Origin of the sequence: Streptococcus anginosus, from assembly GCF_001697145.1 — a bacterium.
Lineage (GTDB): Bacteria > Bacillota > Bacilli > Lactobacillales > Streptococcaceae > Streptococcus > Streptococcus hominis.
On record NZ_CP012719.1, the window covers coordinates 930,175 to 949,263 of the forward strand.

18 protein-coding genes and 1 riboswitch are annotated in these 19,089 nt (G+C 37.6%); of the genes, 12 read left to right on the plus strand and 6 right to left on the minus strand.

The features are described from left to right. Positions 1-7 precede the first annotated feature (7 nt). From SanJ4206_RS04535 to SanJ4206_RS04565, 7 genes are all read left to right on the plus strand, one after another. Entirely contained in the window at positions 8-337 is a 330-nt protein-coding gene (locus SanJ4206_RS04535; RefSeq protein ID WP_003029776.1) for a metal-sulfur cluster assembly factor, read from the plus strand. 154 nt (positions 338-491) lie between these two features. After that, positions 492-1,820 carry a branched-chain amino acid transport system II carrier protein gene (gene brnQ, locus SanJ4206_RS04540; protein WP_003029774.1) on the plus strand — a complete coding sequence of 443 codons (1,329 nt, stop codon included), beginning with the start codon at positions 492-494 and terminating at the stop codon, positions 1,818-1,820. 137 nt (positions 1,821-1,957) lie between these two features. Beyond that, complete coding sequence (gene ccdA2, locus SanJ4206_RS04545; protein WP_003029773.1) at positions 1,958-2,668, plus strand: thiol-disulfide oxidoreductase-associated membrane protein CcdA2; 711 nt, start codon at positions 1,958-1,960, stop codon at positions 2,666-2,668. A 13-nt stretch (positions 2,669-2,681) separates the two neighbouring features. Beyond that, on the plus strand, positions 2,682-3,245 hold the full coding sequence (locus SanJ4206_RS04550) for a redoxin domain-containing protein (protein WP_022525118.1): 564 nt from the start codon (positions 2,682-2,684) through the stop codon (positions 3,243-3,245). Between the two features lie 12 nt (positions 3,246-3,257). Next, positions 3,258-4,376 carry a peptide-methionine (R)-S-oxide reductase MsrB gene (gene msrB / locus SanJ4206_RS04555; protein WP_037582730.1) on the plus strand — a complete coding sequence of 373 codons (1,119 nt, stop codon included), beginning with the start codon at positions 3,258-3,260 and terminating at the stop codon, positions 4,374-4,376. 57 nt (positions 4,377-4,433) lie between these two features. Next, positions 4,434-5,168, plus strand: a complete 735-nt coding sequence (locus SanJ4206_RS04560; protein ID WP_022525119.1) for a response regulator transcription factor — start codon at positions 4,434-4,436, stop codon at positions 5,166-5,168. Beyond that, the gene (locus SanJ4206_RS04565; RefSeq protein WP_003029766.1) at positions 5,165-6,874 is read left to right on the plus strand and encodes a cache domain-containing sensor histidine kinase; all 1,710 of its coding nucleotides are present in this window, start codon (positions 5,165-5,167) and stop codon (positions 6,872-6,874) included. The genes SanJ4206_RS04560 and SanJ4206_RS04565 overlap by 4 nt, the downstream gene beginning before the upstream one ends. A 27-nt stretch (positions 6,875-6,901) precedes the next feature. On the opposite strand, the gene SanJ4206_RS04570 is transcribed toward SanJ4206_RS04565, so the two are convergent. The 6 genes from SanJ4206_RS04570 to SanJ4206_RS04595 all read right to left on the minus strand — a co-directional run bounded on the left by SanJ4206_RS04570 (position 6,902) and on the right by SanJ4206_RS04595 (position 12,410). Beyond that, entirely contained in the window at positions 6,902-7,681 is a 780-nt protein-coding gene (locus tag SanJ4206_RS04570) for an ABC transporter permease (protein WP_003029764.1), read from the minus strand. A gap of 2 nt (positions 7,682-7,683) precedes the next feature. Then, positions 7,684-8,463, minus strand: coding sequence for an ABC transporter permease (locus tag SanJ4206_RS04575; RefSeq protein WP_003029761.1), 780 nt, complete (start codon positions 8,461-8,463; stop codon positions 7,684-7,686). After that, the gene (locus tag SanJ4206_RS04580) at positions 8,456-9,439 is read right to left on the minus strand and encodes an ABC transporter ATP-binding protein (protein WP_022525120.1); all 984 of its coding nucleotides are present in this window, start codon (positions 9,437-9,439) and stop codon (positions 8,456-8,458) included. Before SanJ4206_RS04580 ends, SanJ4206_RS04575 begins: the two co-directional genes overlap by 8 nt. Before the next feature lie 149 nt (positions 9,440-9,588). Then, on the minus strand, positions 9,589-10,833 hold the full coding sequence (locus SanJ4206_RS04585) for an NAD(P)H-dependent oxidoreductase (protein ID WP_003029756.1): 1,245 nt from the start codon (positions 10,831-10,833) through the stop codon (positions 9,589-9,591). 19 nt (positions 10,834-10,852) lie between these two features. Next, positions 10,853-11,461 carry an NADPH-dependent FMN reductase gene (locus SanJ4206_RS04590; RefSeq protein WP_022525121.1) on the minus strand — a complete coding sequence of 203 codons (609 nt, stop codon included), beginning with the start codon at positions 11,459-11,461 and terminating at the stop codon, positions 10,853-10,855. Between the two features lie 19 nt (positions 11,462-11,480). Then, positions 11,481-12,410: an FAD:protein FMN transferase gene (locus tag SanJ4206_RS04595; RefSeq protein ID WP_197017584.1), complete on the minus strand. Its 930-nt coding sequence runs from the start codon at positions 12,408-12,410 to the stop codon at positions 11,481-11,483. Between the two features lie 284 nt (positions 12,411-12,694). Here SanJ4206_RS04595 and nox point away from each other — a divergent pair, with 284 nt between their 5' ends. The 5 genes from nox to SanJ4206_RS04620 all read left to right on the plus strand — a co-directional run bounded on the left by nox (position 12,695) and on the right by SanJ4206_RS04620 (position 18,991). After that, positions 12,695-14,068 carry a H2O-forming NADH oxidase gene (gene nox / locus SanJ4206_RS04600; protein ID WP_003029747.1) on the plus strand — a complete coding sequence of 458 codons (1,374 nt, stop codon included), beginning with the start codon at positions 12,695-12,697 and terminating at the stop codon, positions 14,066-14,068. Positions 14,069-14,218: 150 nt separating this feature from the next. Then, entirely contained in the window at positions 14,219-15,775 is a 1,557-nt protein-coding gene (locus SanJ4206_RS04605; RefSeq protein WP_003029745.1) for a ClC family H(+)/Cl(-) exchange transporter, read from the plus strand. 194 nt (positions 15,776-15,969) lie between these two features. Further along, positions 15,970-16,953 (plus strand): GMP reductase, encoded by a 984-nt coding sequence (guaC, locus tag SanJ4206_RS04610; RefSeq protein WP_003029743.1) that lies wholly within the window; start codon positions 15,970-15,972, stop codon positions 16,951-16,953. Beyond that, positions 16,949-17,044: riboswitch (purine riboswitch) on the plus strand. (Overlaps the previous gene by 5 nt.) 100 nt (positions 17,045-17,144) lie before the next feature. Further along, on the plus strand, positions 17,145-17,726 hold the full coding sequence (locus SanJ4206_RS04615) for a xanthine phosphoribosyltransferase (protein WP_003029741.1): 582 nt from the start codon (positions 17,145-17,147) through the stop codon (positions 17,724-17,726). Further along, positions 17,726-18,991, plus strand: coding sequence for a nucleobase:cation symporter-2 family protein (locus SanJ4206_RS04620; RefSeq protein WP_003029738.1), 1,266 nt, complete (start codon positions 17,726-17,728; stop codon positions 18,989-18,991). The genes SanJ4206_RS04615 and SanJ4206_RS04620 overlap by 1 nt, the downstream gene beginning before the upstream one ends. Positions 18,992-19,089 lie beyond the last annotated feature (98 nt).

Consider the following 19,089-nt stretch of genomic DNA (forward strand, 5'->3'; position numbering starts at 1 on the left):
AGGCACCATGGCATACACAAATGAACAAATTGATGATATTAAAAATCGTATCTTGGAAAGTTTGGAACAAGTTATTGACCCTGAATTAGGAATTGATATTGTAAATCTTGGTTTGATTTATGAAATTCGGTTCAATGGTGAAAATGGTGAGACACAAATTGATATGACTTTAACAACAATGGGCTGTCCACTGGCTGACTTATTAACTGATCAGATTCATGATGCAATGACAGATGTGCCCGAAGTGAGCAAAGTGGAAGTGAGATTGGTGTGGTATCCTGCCTGGACTGTTGATAAAATGAGTCGCTACGCTCGTATTGCTCTAGGGATTAAATAAGAATATAGCAGCATGACTTGATTATGCTGCTTTTGTTTTGCTCAAACATTCAGAATTTGTGCAATATTTTAACTTTATACTTTATATCACTTGAAGTATTGTAAGAATCTGTTATAATGGTTGAACATACTGAATTTTAGAAAAGGGAGAGAAGATGATTAAAAAAGGAGCACTGACAGGATTACTCTTGTTTGGAATATTTTTCGGCGCAGGGAATTTAATCTTTCCGCCAACTTTAGGAGCTTTGTCTGGCGAACACTTCTGGTCAGCGATTGCAGGATTCGTACTTTCAGGAGTTGGAATTGCTATTTTAACATTGATTATCGGTACTTTAAATCCCAAAGGCTATGTTTACGAAATTTCTAAAAAGGTTTCTCCTTGGTTTGCGACCAGTTACTTGGTGGTTCTGTATCTAGCGATTGGTCCATTTTTTGCCATTCCTCGGACGGCAACGACTTCTTATGAAGTTGGGATCGCACCATTGCTTTCGAGTAATATGACTGGATTAGGACTTATTATTTTTACAATCTTGTATTTTGTGGCTGCTTACTTGATTTCATTAAATCCTTCCAAAATTTTGGATCGGATTGGTCGGATTTTGACTCCTGTGTTTGCCATTTTGATTGTCATTCTAGTCATTTTAGGGGCGATAAAATATGGAGCAGCTACACCGCAAGCTGCTAGCACGGAATACGCAAAAGCAGCTTTTGGAACTGGCTTTCTTGAAGGGTATAATACGCTTGATGCACTTGCCTCTGTTGCTTTTAGCGTTATCGCTGTGCAAACATTGAACCAACTCGGCTTTGCTAATAAAAAAGAATATATCTCAACGATTTGGATTGTTGGAATTGTTGTTGCATTGGGATTTAGTGCGCTTTATATCGGATTGGGATTTCTTGGAAATCATTTCCCAATTCCGGCTGATGTAATGGCTTCTGATGCCAATAAAGGAGTTTATGTCTTATCTCAAGCTACACAAGCTATTTTTGGTCCGACAGCACAGATTTTCCTTGCAGCCATGGTAACAGTGACCTGCTTTACGACTACGGTTGGTTTGATTGTTTCAACATCAGAATTTTTCAATAAAACCTTTCCTAAAATCAGCTACAAAACTTATGCAACAGTCTTTACATTAATTGGATTTGCAATTGCAAATCTTGGTTTGGGAGCGATCATTCAGTATTCAGTTCCTGTCTTACAAATTTTGTACCCGATTACTATTGCGATTGTAATGATTGTGATTGTCAATAAGTTTGTTGCCTTATCTAAGATTGGAATGCAGCTAACGGTCGCAGTTGTAACAATTATTGCCTTTGCGAATATCATTGGCTCGCAATTTAAATTGACTAGTGTGAGCAATTTAATCAATGCTTTGCCATTTGCGCAAGCTTCAATTCCTTGGCTGGTACCAACGATTGTCGGGATTATGTTGTCTTTGTTTTTGCCAAATAAACAAAAGAGTGACACATTTGAAATGGAATAATTAAAAATATCTATCACGAAAAGTGATAGTTTTTTTATGACCATATCAAATTCAAGTTTTTACAAATCGTATCCTCTATTTTTAGATAGTGAACCAGTGTATACTTTTCCTAGAAAGAAAATGAGGAGGAAAAGATAATGATATCTATTGTGTTTTTGATTTCTGTATTTCTAGCGGGAATTTTATCATTTTTCTCGCCTTGTATATTGCCATTGCTTCCTGTATATGTTGGTATTTTATTGGATACAGATGAACCAAGAATAATCATTATTTTTGGAAAGAAGATTGCTTGGTATGGAATTGTAAAAACACTATTTTTCATTGCAGGATTATCAGTAGTCTTTTTAATTCTTGGATATGGCGCTGGCTTTTTGGGAAAAGTTCTCTATACAGAGTGGTTCCGCTATGTATTAGGAGCAATTGTTGTTTTTCTCGGTGTTCATCAAATGGAACTGATCAATTTTAAGCTACTACAACGACAGAAAAGTGTTCAATTAAAAAAAGATAAAAATAGAAATGATTTTTACAATGCTTTCTTGCTAGGTGTGACCTTTAGCTTTGGTTGGACACCTTGTGTAGGTCCTGTTTTGAGTTCTGTTCTCGCAATTGCAGCTTCTGGTGGTAATGGAGCAGTACAAGGTGGCTTCCTCATGTTAGTTTATACCCTTGGTCTTGCTATCCCATTTCTCATTTTGGCACTTGCCTCTTCTATTGTTTTACGCCATTTTGGGAAAATAAAACCTTATATGAGACTACTAAAGAAAATTGGCGGGTTACTTATCATCCTGATGGGAATTTTACTTATGCTGGGAAATCTTAATGTTCTAGCTTCAATATTTGGTGGATAAAAGGAGGAATCTCATGAAAAAAACAATGTTAGTCATCACAGGTCTTGTTTGTGTTGCTTTGTTGGGCGCCTGTGGAAATCAAAAATCAGCTAGTGGAACTAAATCTGGATACGGACAATTTACAAATAAAACGACAGCTACAAAGTTGAATCAAGGCGAAGCTGCTCCTGATTTTGAACTAAAAGGGGTTGACGGGAAAACTTATAAATCGTCAGATTTCAAAGGAAAGAAAGTTTATCTCAAATTTTGGGCATCTTGGTGCTCTATCTGCTTGTCTACATTGAAAGATACTGATGAGTTAGCTAAAAATGCTGGGAAAGATTATGTAGTTTTGACGGTTGTTTCACCGGGGCATGTCGGTGAAAAGTCTGAAGCAGACTTTAAAAAATGGTATGAGAAACTAGAATATAAACATTTACCTGTTTTACTAGATCCTAGTGGTAAATTATTGGAGCAATATGGTGTTCGTTCCTATCCGACAGCTGCATTTATTGGAAGTGATGGGAAATTGGTAAAAACTCGTCCTGGACTTATTAAAAAAGCAGAAATTGAATCAACTCTTAAAAGCATTAAATAGGAGGGGAGGATGATGGATCATAAAATGAAATGGTTATTATTGGGTGGAGCAGTCCTACTGGTTTTAGGTTTATTTGTGCTGGGAAGTCGCATGATACCAACCCTTAAAAATCAGTCTGCTATTAATCAGATTAAAGAAGCAGCTGTTAGTCAGGCTGAACCGGTCAAGCAAAAGAAAGCGGACTTGAAAAATGCAAATTTAAAGCATATCTATTTGGCAGGAGGTTGCTTCTGGGGGGTAGAAGAATATTTCTCACGAGTAGATGGGGTGGTTGATGCAGTCTCTGGCTATGCGAACGGAAATAGCGAGACAACGAACTATGAACTAATCTCACAAACTAAACATGCTGAAACGGTTCATGTGACCTATGATGCCAATAAAATTTCTTTAAGAGAAATCTTGCTGCATTACTTTAGAATTATCGATCCAACCAGCAAAAATAAACAAGGCAATGATTGTGGAGTGCAATATCGTACAGGTGTGTATTATAAAGATCAGGCTGATGTAGAAACAATTAACAAAGTCTTTGACGAGCAGAAAGAAAAATTTAAAGAGCCGTTGGCGGTTGAAAGACAACCATTAAAACATTTTATTAAGGCTGAAGAGTACCACCAAGATTATTTAAAGAAAAATCCAAATGGCTATTGCCATATCAATGTTAAGCAGGCTTCTTATCCAGTTATTGATGCTTCCAAATATAAAAAGCCTAGTGATGCAGAGATTAAAAAGAAACTATCCGATGAAGAATATGCTGTAACACAAAAAAATGATACAGAGCGTGCTTTTTCTAATCGCTATTGGGATAAGTTTGATGCAGGTATTTATGTAGATGTTGTAACAGGTGAGCCACTTTTCTCTTCCAAAGATAAATTTGAGTCTGGTTGTGGTTGGCCTAGCTTCACACGTCCAATCAGTCCAGATGTAGCGACTTATAAAGAAGATAAGAGCTTTAATATGACACGGACAGAAGTGCGAAGTCGCGTTGGAAATTCTCATCTGGGTCATGTCTTTACGGACGGACCAAAAGATAAGGGCGGACTTCGCTACTGTATTAACAGTTTAGCCATTCGTTTCATTCCGAAAGACCAAATGGAAAGTAAAGGTTATGGATATTTATTAGACTATGTGTAACAGCAATTTTCACAGAAATTTGCTATAATGAGTTTAATAAATAATAGGGGTGCGCTAGTGTATTCAATTATGATTGTAGAAGATGAATACCTTGTTCGGCAAGGTATTTCGTCTTTAGTAGATTTTGAAACATTTGATATGGAAGTCATGGATGAGGCCGAAAATGGCTTGGATGCTTGGGAAAAGATACAGCTTGCACAGCCCGATATTGTCTTGACAGATATCAATATGCCACATATAAGCGGGATTAAACTAGCTCAATTGGTCAAAGAACAATATCCTTCTGTTCATATTATCTTTTTAACGGGTTATGATGACTTTGACTACGCTTTGTCAGCAGTAAAATTAGGTGCTGATGATTATTTACTAAAGCCGTTTTCGCGGGAAGATGTGGAAACGATGTTGTTAAAAGTCAAAGAGAAATTGGACAAGGAGCGAAAGCAGCAGCAAGTTCATGAACTGGTTGAGCAAGCAGAATTTTCTGATTTAGAACAAGCAATTCATGATCGTTTGACCGATACAGAATTGTCTCTTAAATCACTTGCTTTTCAGTTAGGGTTTAGTCCGTCTTATTTGAGTGTTCTCATCAAAAAAGAGCTGGGCTTGCCATTTCAGGATTACTTAATTCAAGAACGGATGAAGAAAGCAAAATTACTGCTTTTGACAACTGACTTGAAGGTTTATGAAATTGCAGAGCAGGTCGGCTTTGAAGATATGAACTATTTTTCTCAACGCTTCAAACAAGTCGTTGGAGTGACACCGCGGCAATTTAAACGAGGAGAAGGGAAATGAAACGTTATTCGCTTCTGATTCAGTTAGTGATTTATGTTTTTATCATGATATTAGCTCTTTTGGGAATTGTCGGTGGGATTTATTATCAGACTAGTTCGGTTGCTATTCGCCAGACAACTGAGCAAAATACACGCAAGACCATTCAGCAAAGTGGTCAGTTTATCACTTCTTATTTACAAAAAGTTAAACAGACAACGAGTAGTTTGGCTGAAAATGAGAAAATAAAGACATACGCACAAACACCAAGCCAAGAAAACGCTGAACAACTTCGGCAATTATTCGCAACGATTTTAAAAACAGATTTGGATTTGGTATCTGCTATTTTGGTAACAAAAGACGGAAATCTCATATCAACAGATCCTGAATTAACCATGAAGACATCCGCTGATATGATGAAAGAAAAATGGTATCAGGATGCTATCCATAAAGGTGCTATGCCGATTTTGACACCAGCACGAAGAACCGTCAGCCATACAATTGGTGAAAAATGGGTGATTTCAATCATGCAGGAAGTTGTAGATAAAGACGGTAAAAATTTGGGGGTTGTTCGCTTAGATATTGGATACAAGACGTTAGAAGCTTATTTAGATCAACTACAGTTAGGAAAAGAAGGATTTACCTTTATCGTCGATGCCAATCATGACTTTGTCTATCATCCTAAAAAAGCAGTTTATTCTTCTCACGTTGAAATGAAAGCGATGGCGCCTTATCTTTCTGTAAAAAATGGATATGTCAAATCAAAACAAGCTTATGTATCTCAATATCAAATTCCAAATAGTGGTTGGACATTGATTGGGGTTTCTTCAATGGAACAATTGCATGCAGTTCAAACACAGATTTTGTGGTCTTTTATTGGAACAGGGTTGTTTGCTTTGGGTGTTTGTCTAATAGGGATTTGGTTTGTGCTTCGGCTTTGGATTAAGCCTTTGCGAGATTTACAAGCAACCATTTTAAAGGTTGGAAGCGGGCATTCAGATTTGAGGGCTAATGAAACCGGCTCTCCTGAATTAGTTGATTTGGCAAGACAATTTAATATTATGTTAGACCGGATTGATCAATTGATGATTGCAGTCAAAGAAGAGGAACAAAATGTCAGAAGATATGAATTGCAGGCGCTTTCCAGCCAAATCAACCCGCATTTTCTTTACAATACGTTAGATACAATTGTATGGATGGCAGAATTTAATGACAGCAAGCGTGTGGTAGAAGTCACAAAATCACTAGCTAAGTATTTCCGTTTAGCTTTGAACCAAGGACATGAACAAATTTCTCTTAAAGATGAAATTGACCACGTGCGTCAGTATCTCTTTATTCAAAAACAGCGCTATGGTGAGAAATCACAATATGAGATTAAAGAGTTGAAGCAATATGATGACTACAAAATTCCGAAGTTGATTTTGCAGCCTTTGGTTGAGAACGCCATTTACCATGGTATCAAAGAAATGAATCGTCAAGGGATGATTCGAGTTAGCGTTTCTGAAAATGACACGCAGCTCATCGTTTCAATTTATGACAATGGTCGTGGCTTTGTCGCCAGCGAAACTACAAATGCTACACTCGTTCGCTTGGGTGGTGTCGGTTTGAAGAATGTTAATCAGCGTTTGCAATTACAATTTGGTAAATCCTATCACATGGAAATTAAATCTGAAGAAAATACTTATACGGAGATTCGTCTCTATTTTCCAAAGGCAAATAAAACCAACTGATGAAAGATTTCAGTTGGTTTTTAATATTTAATTCCCAACACTGGAGAATTTTTTCATGCCGTATTTGAATAGAGCGTAGTTGATAGTAAAAATAACAAGTAGGACTAAAGGAAGTAGCAAACCAATCCAGCTTAGATTTAAAAAATAAAGAGCTGGAAAAAAAGAAGTAAAAGCATAAGGAAATACAAAAATTAGTATCAATTGGATAAAGGTTGGGTAAATTTTGATAGGGTATTGTGCCATTTGATTGAGGGAGAAAATCCCCATTGTGATAGGGAAAGATTCGACAATCCAAAAAGCAAGAGCAGTAGGTCCTAATTGAATAGCGGCATAGAGTAAACCAATACAAATACAGATAAAGACAAAGAGAAGTAGATGAAAAATGTTCCAATGCAGTCCGAGTAAATGATAGGATTGATAAGTTGCAATAGCTCCCATCAGTGTTGTGCCAAAGCCTTGTAGCTGCACGCGTTCACAAATTAGCTGAAAAAGAGGATTGATGGGCATGATAAGCAGGCGTTCAAACTCACCTTTGCGAATATAGCGGCTTCCAAACATCCAAAGATTGTCAAAGAAAATCAGGTGAACTGAACGTCCGATAGTTGCCATTCCATAAATAAATAGCATTTGTCCATAGTTGAATCCGGCAATTTCCTTGATATTTGCAAATAATACATTTAAAAAGATTAAATAAACGATCTGTTCAATCAAAGAAGAAATAAGTCCAATAAAGAAGTCCATCCTATAAGACATACTAGCAATCAAGTAAGCTTTGAGATTATAAAAATAAATGCTGATGTATTTCATCTTCAACCTCCTAAAATGACTAAACGACGTTTAGCTTGGTACCAAAGTAGAGCAATAAAAGCTGAAAGTATCGGAATCCAAGCCAACTGAATCCAGAAGAGTTCAGTATTAACAGGTCTTTTCAAAAGGATATTGACTGGAAAATTAACAGCAAAGCTGTAAGGTAACAGTTTCAAAATATTTGCGATATATTCTGGATAAAAACTCAGTGGCAAAAGCGATCCAGACGCAAGTGAAAAAAGCCCATTTCTGAGAATCAAAATTCCCCATGTATTCGTCGTGAAAAAGGCTGTTAAGCTAAACCCTAAATCTAGCAAGAGGACAATAAATATTCCTAATAAACTGGAAAATAGGAAAAGCAAGCCTGTTTGCCAATTTGGAAGATAGAGCTGCCCTTGAATGAAAGGAATCATCAGTAAAATTGGAATGAATTTAACAATTTCAACAATTTTGACAGCAAAGTCTTGGAAAAAGAGCGAAGTAATTAAAGAGTAAGGATAAAGTAGCTCGCCAGTAATATTCCCATCTACAATCATCAGAGATAGATCCCGTCCAATACTAAAACTATTTAGATTTCCTAGTAGATTTGCGAAGATAATATAGGTAGTGAACGTTTCTAAAGTATAACCATTAACGTGAGATTGAGTGAAAAAAATGGTTTTCCAAACAAAAATAGAGACAAGAACTTGTATGAAAGTACGAATCAGGGTTGCAACAAAAAAAGATTTATATTGAAGTTGCGTAATAAGAGCTAATCGTGTGATATGGATATATTTACTCATCAAGCCCCTCCTCATAAATTTGTTTGACGATATTTTCAATTGTCAATTCTTTGATAGCTAGGTCTTCGATTGAATAATGATCAAAAATCTGATTAATAACTTGGGCATTAGTATAAATATCTGTCTGATAATGAATATTGAAATGATAAGAGTCAATTTTCTCAAAACGAAAACCATTGATTTGGAATAGCTCTTCTATTGGCGTTTGCGTTTTGAAAGAAATGGTTTTAACTGTTGAAAACTTTTCTCTTAATTTCGTCAGACTTCCATCATAAACCTTTTTGCCCTTATCAATGATAAAAATTCGTCCACAGAGTGATTCAATATCTTGCATATCATGAGACGTAATGAGGAAAGTTGTCTGGTGTTCTTTATTCATAAAGCGAATGAAGGAGCGGATTGTTTCTTTTACGCTGGCATCAAGACCAATTGTAGGCTCATCTAAGAAAACAACGGCAGGCTGATGAATGAAAATAGCAGCAAATTCGCAGCGAACTCGTTGCCCGAGCGAAAGATTACGAACAGGCTGGTGAATAAAATCTCCTAGCTGCAACAGGTCAATTAATTGCTCCAAGCGTTCCTCAAAAACTTTATCAGGAACGTCATAGATTTTCGCATGCAAAATAAAAGATTCCAGCACAGGAATATCCCAACGTAAATGTGATTTTTGTCCGAACAAAACGCCAATTTGCTTATTGACTGCTGTACGATGTTTCTGTGGGGTAAGTCCATTAATTTTAACACTACCTCGATCTGGATAAAGAACACCTGTCAGCATTTTTATAGTCGTGGATTTTCCGCTTCCATTCGAACCAATATAACCAATAATTTCACCTTTTTGAACCGTTAATGAAATATTCTGTACAGCGTGAATTTGTTTTTTCTTGGGGTGAAAAAAGGCTTTGATAGAACCCTTAAGACCTAATTCTTTCTCGACAATACTATATGTCTTATATAATTGATTTGCTTCAATCATCATTATCTCCTTGTGGCAGAAAACGTTTGCGTATATTCATTATTATAACAAGTTCACGAAATCTGTGCAAGTGAATTTTATGGAATGATCTTTTACACAGAAAAAAGGATGAGACAAAATTGCTCAACCTTTTCTTTGATTTCTTTAGATCAATGACTGGAAGCAGCAGAAGTAGCATCTGCCTCACTCGTGCTCTCGCTGTGACTACCTGTATCCGAAGCACCGGAAGTTGCATCAGCTTTAGCCTGTCCTCCTGCAGGAGCGAATGGACCGCTTCCGCCAACTAGCTGCTGACCAGTTGTTTCCAAGTACCATTCCAGCCATGGTCTGAAATTAAAGACAATTTCATTGATACCAGCGTAAGAGCCGTCTGGATAGTACATGGCCTGATAATTGTGTGTATTTAAAACTGGTGAATGCGGATTTGGAATCAGGGTGCGGACATATTCTTGATTGCCGTTACGCAAGGTTCCGACCACCCACTCTACATTTTTCATTCTGCCAGCCGGAAGTGAATTGTGAACCGTTGATAGGCGGTTTCCTGACTGAGATGGTACACGTTTTGCCAGCATGGTATCAGGGTCTTGATGTGCATTGTTGTAGTAGAGAAATTGGTTGTTGTCATCGGCGTAAGTCAGTTCAAAAGGCATGGATTTCAAGAACATATTGATCTGATCCACCGTTAAAATACCGTGGTCTAGTTTTACATAGGTATCTCCTGAGACAGCGCCCACCATGGCAGCGGCTTTTTCAACCCATTCAGGATCATCTGGGTCAATGCCTTGAATCGTTGTTGCGATAGGTTTGGTAACATCTAAATTTTCTGGTTCAATTGGTTTTGGTTTTTTCAATTTTGAAACGACCTCTACATATTTCATAAAATTATCCAAGCAGGTTTCAAGGAATTTGACGGTTCCTTCGTTGGTAATATTTCCCTCATCGTCAAAGGCTTCTTTGGCTTTTCCAAGCAGAAATTCATTTCCGGGAAGAGTATAAGCATTGACACCTGGTGCGTCAAGAATTTTGCGTAAATGGACCTGTGCGCGTGAAGTTCCTTGATCGTAGTAAGAAGCGCCCACAATCATGACAGGCTTGTTTTCAAATGGATGAACTTCAAATGACAGCCACTCAAGCACGCTTTTCAGAGCGGCGGTAATGGTATGGTTGTGCTCAGGTGTTGCGATAATGACTCCGTCTGCACGGGTAATTTTGTTGTATAGGAGGCGAAGCTGGAAAGATTCGTCCCATTTTTCGTCTTGATTAAACATCGGAACTTCATCGATTTCCAAGACTTCCAATTCAAATTTTAGTTTAAAATGCCTTCTGATAAATTCCAGTAATTCACGATTATACGATTGCTCTGCATTTGAGCCTACAATTCCTACAAATTTCATTGCATCATTTCTCCTTTACTTACAAGTTTTCCCAGTCGAAGTTTTCAGCTTCTTTGTGCAATAATTCCTGCGCGCTGGATAGTTTCTCGGTAATTTTCACAAAAAGACGGAAATCATCAAAGAGTGCATCTAATTTTTGAATGGTTTCAAGGTCGATGAGATTGCCATCTTTATCAAATGCTTGCAGAGAGTGTGACAGCAAAAACTCAGATCCGGGCATGACGGAAGCTTTTAACTCAGGGGCATCCAAAATCTGGCGAAGCTGTAACTGTGCACGAGACGAACCCAAGGTCCCAAAGGAAGCGCCTGTAATCATCACGGGTTTATTGAGCATTGGATAAATACCGTAAGATAACCAAGCCAGAGCACTCATGAGTGAAGCTGGGATAGAGTGGTCGTACTCGGGCGTTCCTATAATGACCCCGTCAGCGGCTTCTATTTTTTCAGCAATTTCCGTTACAATAGCTGGAAGTTTTTTGTCTGCGGGTTTATTGAAAATGGGAATGTCTTTGATTTCCACCAGTTCAATTTCTGCTTTATCCGCAAAATGTTTTTGCATATATTGTAATAGTTGGCGATTGGTGGAACGTTTTGAATTTGTACCAACTAAACCGATGAGTTTTAACATAATTATTTCCTTTCCGATATTAAAATAGCAGTTCTGGCTTTAAACCAGAAGAATAGAATAATTGACCATCTTTTGTAATCCCTAACGCTTCAATCTGTTCTTCTTTTTCAACTTGTTCTAGAATAGACGATGGGCTTTCACCAAATAATCGTGTTGTCCAAATTTCACCATCTACAGAGCGATTAGACACAATCGTTAAACTAGCGACATTTGTCTCCACAGGATAGCCTGTCTTGCTATCAAGAATATGGTGATAGGAATGTCCTTGTTTTTCAAGGGTTCGCTCATAAATTCCTGAAGTCACAACGGATTGATTCACGATAGGAAGAATGGCGAGGTTATTTCCGCGTGTTAATTTTGGATGCTGAATCCCAATCCGCCAAGGACGCTTGGAAACTTGGTTGATTCCTAGTGTTAATACATTCCCGCCTAGATTGATGAGAGCAGAAGTCACGCCTTTATTTTTTAAGAACTCCATCACTTTATCAGCAATATAGCCTTTTGCAAGTGCTCCAAGATCAATTTTCATTCCTTCTTTTGCCAAAAAAACACTAGAAGAAGTAGAATCGAGTTTAATAAAAGTAGGTTCTATTAAAGAAAGGCAATATTTGATTTCTTCCGGCTGAGGCACTTTAGCGTCTGAAAAACCAATTCGCCATGTTTGTACAAGTGGTCCGATAGTAATATTTAAGTGACTATTTTGAGCTAAACTATGCTGTTTTCCTAGCTCAATTAGCTCAAACAAATCAGGATGCACCTGAACCCATCGTTTTCCAGCTTGATGGTTGATTTTCATCAACTCCGAAGCATCATCATTTGCACTAAAGCGTTTCTCATACAGAAAAAGCAGCTGAATAACTTCGTCAAGTAGCAAACCTACTTGCGGATGCAGAATTGAAATCGTAATCGTCGTTCCCATTAAGTGAATGGAACGAGAGCTGAAGTCCACCATATCACATCCTTTCTACAAATAAAAAATACATACCTATTATAACAGATAGATAACGTTTTCACAAACTTTTTTATAATTTTCTGACAATTTCAACAAAGCTGTCTGTCTACAAGATGAGATAAAAACTACATTGAGATTAGAAATGAAAGCATTCATGAAAAGTTCTCTTAAATTGATAGAAAATGTAATATTTTTCAGTTTTATGAGCAAATATATTGTAAACGCTAACACGTAATGTTATAATGTTTTAGTAAATTAAAAATTAAGGTAGGAATTGCTCTATGAGTAAAATTGTTGTTATCGGTGCCAACCATGCTGGTACAGCTTGTATCAATACGATGTTAGACAACTTCGGAAATGAAAACGAAGTTGTTGTGTTTGACCAAAATTCAAACATTTCTTTTTTAGGATGCGGAATGGCGCTTTGGATTGGTAAGCAAATTGATGGTCCAGAAGGATTGTTCTATTCAGATAAGGAAAAACTTGAAGCAAAAGGTGCTAAAGTTTACATGGGAAGCCCTGTTTTATCAGTTGATTATGATAAAAAAGAAGTGACCGCACTTGTAAACGGTCAAGAACATCTTGAATCTTATGACAAATTGATTTTTGCGACTGGTTCACAACCAATCATTCCGCCGATTAAAGGTGTTGAAATTGTTGAAGGGAATCGCGAATTTAAAGCGACTCTGGAAAACGTTCAGTTTGTAAAATTGTATCAAAATTCCGCAGAAGTCATTGAAAAGCTGAAAAACAATAAAGGAATCAATCGCGTTGCTGTTGTTGGAGCCGGCTACATTGGTGTTGAACTCGCAGAAGCTTTTGAACGCCTTGGAAAAGAAGTAATCTTAATTGATGTGGCAGATACTTGCCTTGCTGGTTACTACGATCGTGAATTATCTGACTTGATGAGTAAAAACTTAGCAGATCACGGCATTAAACTTGCCTACGGTCAAACTGTGCAAGCAGTTGAAGGCGAAGGCAAAGTTGAACGTATTGTAACAGATAAAGAAACGTTTGACGTAGATATGGTCATTATGGCTGTTGGCTTCCGACCAAACACTGCCCTTGGCGCTGGCAAGATTGAACTTTTCCGTAATGGTGCCTTCCTTGTTGATAAAAAACAAGAAACAAGCATTCCAGGAGTTTACGCAGTTGGTGACTGTGCGACGATTTATGACAACGCCCTTGATGAAATGAGCTACATTGCACTTGCTTCAAACGCTGTCCGTTCAGGTATCGTTGGAGCTTACAATGCAACCGGTCATGAATTAGAAGGTATTGGTGTGCAAGGCTCAAACGGTATCAACATCTACGACCTTAAAATGGTTTCAACTGGCTTGACCTTGGAAAAAGCAAAATCTGCTGGCTACAATGCGGTTGAAACTGGCTTTAACGACCTTCAAAAGCCAGAATTTATCAAACACGATAACCATGAAGTAGCCATTCGTATCGTATTTGATAAAGATACACGTGTCATCCTTGGAGCACAAATGGCTTCACACGAAGATATTTCAATGGGCATTCATCTCTTCTCACTTGCAATCCAAGAAAAAGTGACCATTGATAAACTAGCTTTGACAGATATTTTCTTCCTGCCACACTTTAATAAACCTTATAACTACATTACAATGGCAGCATTGACGGCTGAAAAATAAAGATAAGATATTGAGTTTACAAACCAGTTTCGTATGAGGCTGGTTTGATTTTTTATTTAGAATTTCATTCTCTAAAACAAATTCTGCAAGCAATAATAAAAATAGAAAAATTATGCTAAAATAGAGAGAGAACATATTTGGGAGGCAACGATGTCTGTTCAGACAGAAAAAGGAATATCAAATACCAAGAAAGAATTTGCATTTACATCTAGTTCGATTATTCTGCAAGTTTCAAGAGGAATTTTAGTCGGGATTATCGTGGGTGCAATTGTTGGTTCTTTTCGTTTTTTGATTGAAAAGGGATTTCATATCATTCAATATTTCTATCAGCAAGGTCATGATAGTATGATTTGGTTTGCTTTTATTTTGTTATTTTATGCTTGCGTGATTTGGATAAGTGCAAAGTTAACGCTCTCGGAAAAGGATATTAAAGGTTCTGGAATTCCGCAAGTAGAAGCAGAGCTGAAAGGGCTGATGACTTTATCTTGGTGGAGTGTCCTTTGGAAAAAGTACATTCTTGGTGTTTTAGCCATTGCAAGCGGCTTGATGCTAGGACGTGAGGGACCCAGTATTCAACTTGGAGCAATGGGTGGAAAGGGAATCGCCAAACATCTTCATTTAAGCCCTGTGGAAGAGCGTTCTTTGATTGCTAGTGGAGCGGCAGCAGGATTGGCAGCAGCTTTTAATGCTCCGATTGCGGGTTTACTGTTTGTTATTGAGGAAGTCTATCATCATTTTTCGCGTTTCTTTTGGGTCTCGTCTTTGGCGGCAAGTTTAACAGCGAATTTTGTTTCGCTTATGATTTTTGGAATGACCCCTGTATTAAATATGCCAGATAATATTCCTCTGATGGGGCTAGGGCAATACTGGCTTTATTTGTTGTTAGGAATCTTTCTTGGTTTTTCAGGATTTTTATATGAAAAAGTTGTTCTAGCCATGCCTCGTATTTATGATATGATTGGTGAAATGTTGCATCTTTCTCCGCAATATTATCCTATTATAGCCTTTATTTTCATTTTACCAGTAGGATATTTCCTTCCACAGCTTTTAGGCGGTGGCAATCAACTGGTTCTCTCTTTAACCAGTCAACACTATCTGCTATTAACATTAGTGATGTTTTTTGTTATTCGCTTTATCTGGAGTATGATTAGTTATGGTAGTGGGCTTCCTGGTGGTATTTTTCTACCCATTTTAGCTCTCGGCTCTCTTTTGGGAGCAATTGTTGGTGTCGTTTGTGTGCGATTAGGCTTTGCAACTCAAGAGCAATTTCCCATTTTTATTATTTTAGGTATGAGTGGCTACTTTGGTGCCATTTCAAAGGCTCCGCTAACTGGCATCATTTTGGTGACTGAGATGGTTGGTGATATACGAAACCTCATGCCTCTTGGTCTAGTGACTTTAGTGGCATACGTTGTAATGGATTTACTGGGTGGAGCACCTGTGTATGAGGCTATGCTAGAGCGATTGCTTCCAGATAGCATGGCAGATGATAGTGAGACAACGCTTATCGAAATTCCTGTTTCTGAGAAAATAGCCGGCAAGCAAGTTCATGAATTGGAATTACCAAAAGATATTCTAATTACCATGCAACGTCACAACGGAAGAAATCAAACAGTGAATGGTAGCACGCGCCTGTATCTAGGAGATATGATTTATGTAGTCTTGAAAAAATCAGATATTGGACGCATTAAAGATTTGCTATTGTAAAAGAGGGAAACCTCTTTTTTAGAACCTAAAAGAACAATCTATAATTTCCGAACGATAAAAAATATTATACGTCATTATATTGTAATTTCTGTACCTTATGTTATAATACTAAAGGAAACGTCAGGAAAGACGTAGCGATGTGAAAGCATAGGTAGGTCATTTTTGCATACAATTTACTATTTAAGGAGAGTGACATGCTGAACGAATTTCCTATTTTTGATTATGAAGACATTCAATTGATTCCTAATAAATGTATCCTCAAAAGTCGGTCAGAAGCTGATACGACAGTTACTTTTGGAAATCACACCTTCAAACTTCCTGTTGTTCCAGCTAATATGCAAACAATTCTGGATGAAGATGTAGCAGAAAAATTGGCGAAAAGTGGCTATTTCTACATCATGCACCGTTTTGACGAATCTGACCGTATTCCTTTCATCAAGCGCATGCATGAGCAAGGACTGATTGCTTCCATTTCGGTTGGTGTGAAAGATTATGAATATAATTTCGTTAGCCAGTTGAAAGAAGATGCACCAGAATATATCACGATTGATATTGCGCATGGACATTCAGATAGTGTGATTGATATGATTCAGCACATCAAAAAAGAACTCCCTGATACTTTCGTGATTGCAGGAAATGTCGGGACACCAGAAGCTGTTCGTGAGCTGGAAAACGCTGGAGCAGATGCAACAAAAGTTGGCATTGGACCAGGAAAAGTTTGTATCACAAAAGTAAAAACTGGCTTTGGTACAGGAGGTTGGCAATTAGCTGCTCTTCGTTGGTGTGCAAAAGCTGCACGCAAACCGATTATTGCGGACGGTGGCATTCGTACGCACGGCGACATTGCCAAATCCATTCGCTTTGGTGCTACTATGGTGATGATTGGTTCCCTATTTGCAGGTCATATCGAAAGCCCAGGTCAAACGGTCGAAGTAGATGGTGAACAATTTAAAGAGTATTATGGTTCAGCTTCAGAGTACCAAAAGGGTGCTTATAAGAATGTGGAAGGAAAGAAAATTCTTTTACCAGTTAAAGGACATTTAGCTGACACTTTAGTTGAAATGGAGCAGGACTTGCAAAGTGCTATTTCCTATGCCGGCGGAAGAGATTTAGCTGGTCTTAAGCACGTAGATTACGTCATTGTGAAAAATTCCATTTGGAATGGTGACGCTCATTAACAATAAAATAATTACTTATTTATATTACGAATTTGGCGTAATGTTTCTACAAGGCACCTAATGTCTAACAATAAGTAAGTCTTCAACTTTCCTGCTATATTTTTTAGGAAGGAATTTTGTATTCAGTTGGTTAACCAATTGTTTTAGGCTTGCTTTTGGCAAGTCTTTTGTTATTTCTAAAAGGAGATTTTATGAAATTATTAGAAGAACGCATCCTAAAAGACGGAAATGTTTTAGGAGAAAATATTTTAAAAGTGGATTCATTTCTGACTCACCAAGTCGATTTCAACTTGATGAAAGAAATTGGTAAAGTGTTTGCAACCTATTTTCGCTCGGCTGGTATTACAAAAGTTGTGACAATTGAAGCATCTGGCATCGCACCTGCTATTTATACAGCAGAAGCATTGGGCGTTCCAATGATTTTTGCGAAAAAGTCAAAAAACATCACTATGACGGAAGGAATTTTAACGACCGAGGTTTATTCTTTTACCAAACAAGTGACAAGTACGGTATCGATTGTAGGGAAATTTTTAAATCGTCACGATAAAGTGCTTATTGTCGATGATTTCCTAGCAAATGGGCAAGCAGCTAAGGGGCTAGTTGATATCATTGAACAATCAGGTGCCCATGTGGAAGCGATTGGCATTGTGATTGAAAAATCATTCCAAGAAGGAAGAAAGTTACTAGAAGAAGATAAGCGAAAAGTCGTTTCTTTGGCTCGTATTCAAAAATTTGAAAATGGAAAAGTTGTATTTATGGAGGCTGATGCATAATGGAACTGAAAGAAGAAAAACACTCACAGGCGGCTGTCTTAGGTTTGCAGCACTTATTGGCAATGTACTCTGGGTCAATCCTTGTACCCATTATGATTGCTGGTGCGCTAGGTTATTCGAGCCAACAGCTGACCTATCTCATCTCTACAGATATTTTTATGTGTGGTGTGGCAACATTTTTGCAATTGCAACTCAATAAATATTTCGGAATTGGCCTTCCAGTCGTACTTGGCGTTGCTTTCCAATCGGTTGCACCTCTGATTATGATTGGTCAAAAACATGGAAGTGGAGCTATGTTTGGAGCGCTCATCGTTTCCGGTATCTACGTTCTTTTGATTGCAGGAATTTTTTCTAAAATTGCTAATTTCTTCCCACCGATTGTGACGGGCTCAGTCATTACAACCATTGGTTTGACACTTATTCCTGTTGCGATTGGCAATATGGGAAATAATAGTGAAAAGCCCACTGCACAAAGTTTGCTGTTAGCTGCTGTTACGATTTTAATTATACTGTTAGTAAATATCTTTGCGAAAGGCTTTCTTAAATCCATTTCCATTCTGATTGGCTTAATTATTGGAACGATTATTGCTAGCTTTATGGGCTTAGTAGATTTTGCGCCAGTAACTCAAGCCCCTCTTGTACATGTTCCAACACCGTTTTATTTTGGAATACCTAAGTTTGAACTTTCATCCATCATCATGATGTGTATTATTGCAACAGTTTCTTTGGTAGAATCAACAGGTGTTTATTTTGCACTTTCAGATATTACAAACGAAAAGTTAGATAGCATTCGTCTGCGAAATGGTTATCGTGCAGAAGGACTTGCAGTACTTCTTGGCGGTATTTTTAACACTTTCCCTTATACAGGATTTTCACAAAATGTTGGTTTAGTCAAACTTTCTGGAATTAAAACACGTCTACCAATCTATTATGCAGCAGGATTCTTAGTCTTGTTAGGATTATTACCAAAATTCGGAGCTTTGGCACAAATTATTCCAAGTCCTGTACTCGGTGGTGCCATGCTTGTCATGTTTGGTTTTGTTTCTGTTCAGGGAATGCAAATGCTAGCACGAGTTGATTTTGAACACAATGAACACCATTTCTTGATTGCTGCTGTATCTATTTCCGCTGGAGTTGGCTTAAATGGAAGTAATCTTTTTAACAGTTTGCCAACTGGCTTGCAAATGTTTTTCTCAAACGGAATTGTCACGGCAAGTGTCATTGCGATTGTATTGAATCTTATTTTAAATCGTGAGAAGAAATAGAGTTTGAAAAGAGGCTGGGAGGATTTCCTCCTAGCTTTTTTGACTATTCTGAGTGCTTATAGTATAGTTAAGAGAGAAGGAATAATTTGAGGAGATTT

Bases quoted from the DNA above. Each gene is read 5' to 3' on its own strand.
- SanJ4206_RS04535 (WP_003029776.1), top strand. From the start codon at position 8: ATGGCATACACAAATGAACAAATTGATGATATTAAAAATCGTATCTTG.
- brnQ (WP_003029774.1), top strand. From the start codon at position 492: ATGATTAAAAAAGGAGCACTGACAGGATTACTCTTGTTTGGAATATTT.
- ccdA2 (WP_003029773.1), top strand. From the start codon at position 1,958: ATGATATCTATTGTGTTTTTGATTTCTGTATTTCTAGCGGGAATTTTA.
- SanJ4206_RS04550 (WP_022525118.1), top strand. From the start codon at position 2,682: ATGAAAAAAACAATGTTAGTCATCACAGGTCTTGTTTGTGTTGCTTTG.
- msrB (WP_037582730.1), top strand. From the start codon at position 3,258: ATGGATCATAAAATGAAATGGTTATTATTGGGTGGAGCAGTCCTACTG.
- SanJ4206_RS04565 (WP_003029766.1), top strand. From the start codon at position 5,165: ATGAAACGTTATTCGCTTCTGATTCAGTTAGTGATTTATGTTTTTATC.
- SanJ4206_RS04570 (WP_003029764.1), bottom strand. From the start codon at position 7,681: ATGAAATACATCAGCATTTATTTTTATAATCTCAAAGCTTACTTGATT.
- SanJ4206_RS04575 (WP_003029761.1), bottom strand. From the start codon at position 8,463: ATGAGTAAATATATCCATATCACACGATTAGCTCTTATTACGCAACTT.
- SanJ4206_RS04580 (WP_022525120.1), bottom strand. From the start codon at position 9,439: ATGATTGAAGCAAATCAATTATATAAGACATATAGTATTGTCGAGAAA.
- SanJ4206_RS04585 (WP_003029756.1), bottom strand. From the start codon at position 10,833: ATGAAATTTGTAGGAATTGTAGGCTCAAATGCAGAGCAATCGTATAAT.
- SanJ4206_RS04590 (WP_022525121.1), bottom strand. From the start codon at position 11,461: ATGTTAAAACTCATCGGTTTAGTTGGTACAAATTCAAAACGTTCCACC.
- nox (WP_003029747.1), top strand. From the start codon at position 12,695: ATGAGTAAAATTGTTGTTATCGGTGCCAACCATGCTGGTACAGCTTGT.
- SanJ4206_RS04605 (WP_003029745.1), top strand. From the start codon at position 14,219: ATGTCTGTTCAGACAGAAAAAGGAATATCAAATACCAAGAAAGAATTT.
- guaC (WP_003029743.1), top strand. From the start codon at position 15,970: ATGCTGAACGAATTTCCTATTTTTGATTATGAAGACATTCAATTGATT.
- SanJ4206_RS04615 (WP_003029741.1), top strand. From the start codon at position 17,145: ATGAAATTATTAGAAGAACGCATCCTAAAAGACGGAAATGTTTTAGGA.
- SanJ4206_RS04620 (WP_003029738.1), top strand. From the start codon at position 17,726: ATGGAACTGAAAGAAGAAAAACACTCACAGGCGGCTGTCTTAGGTTTG.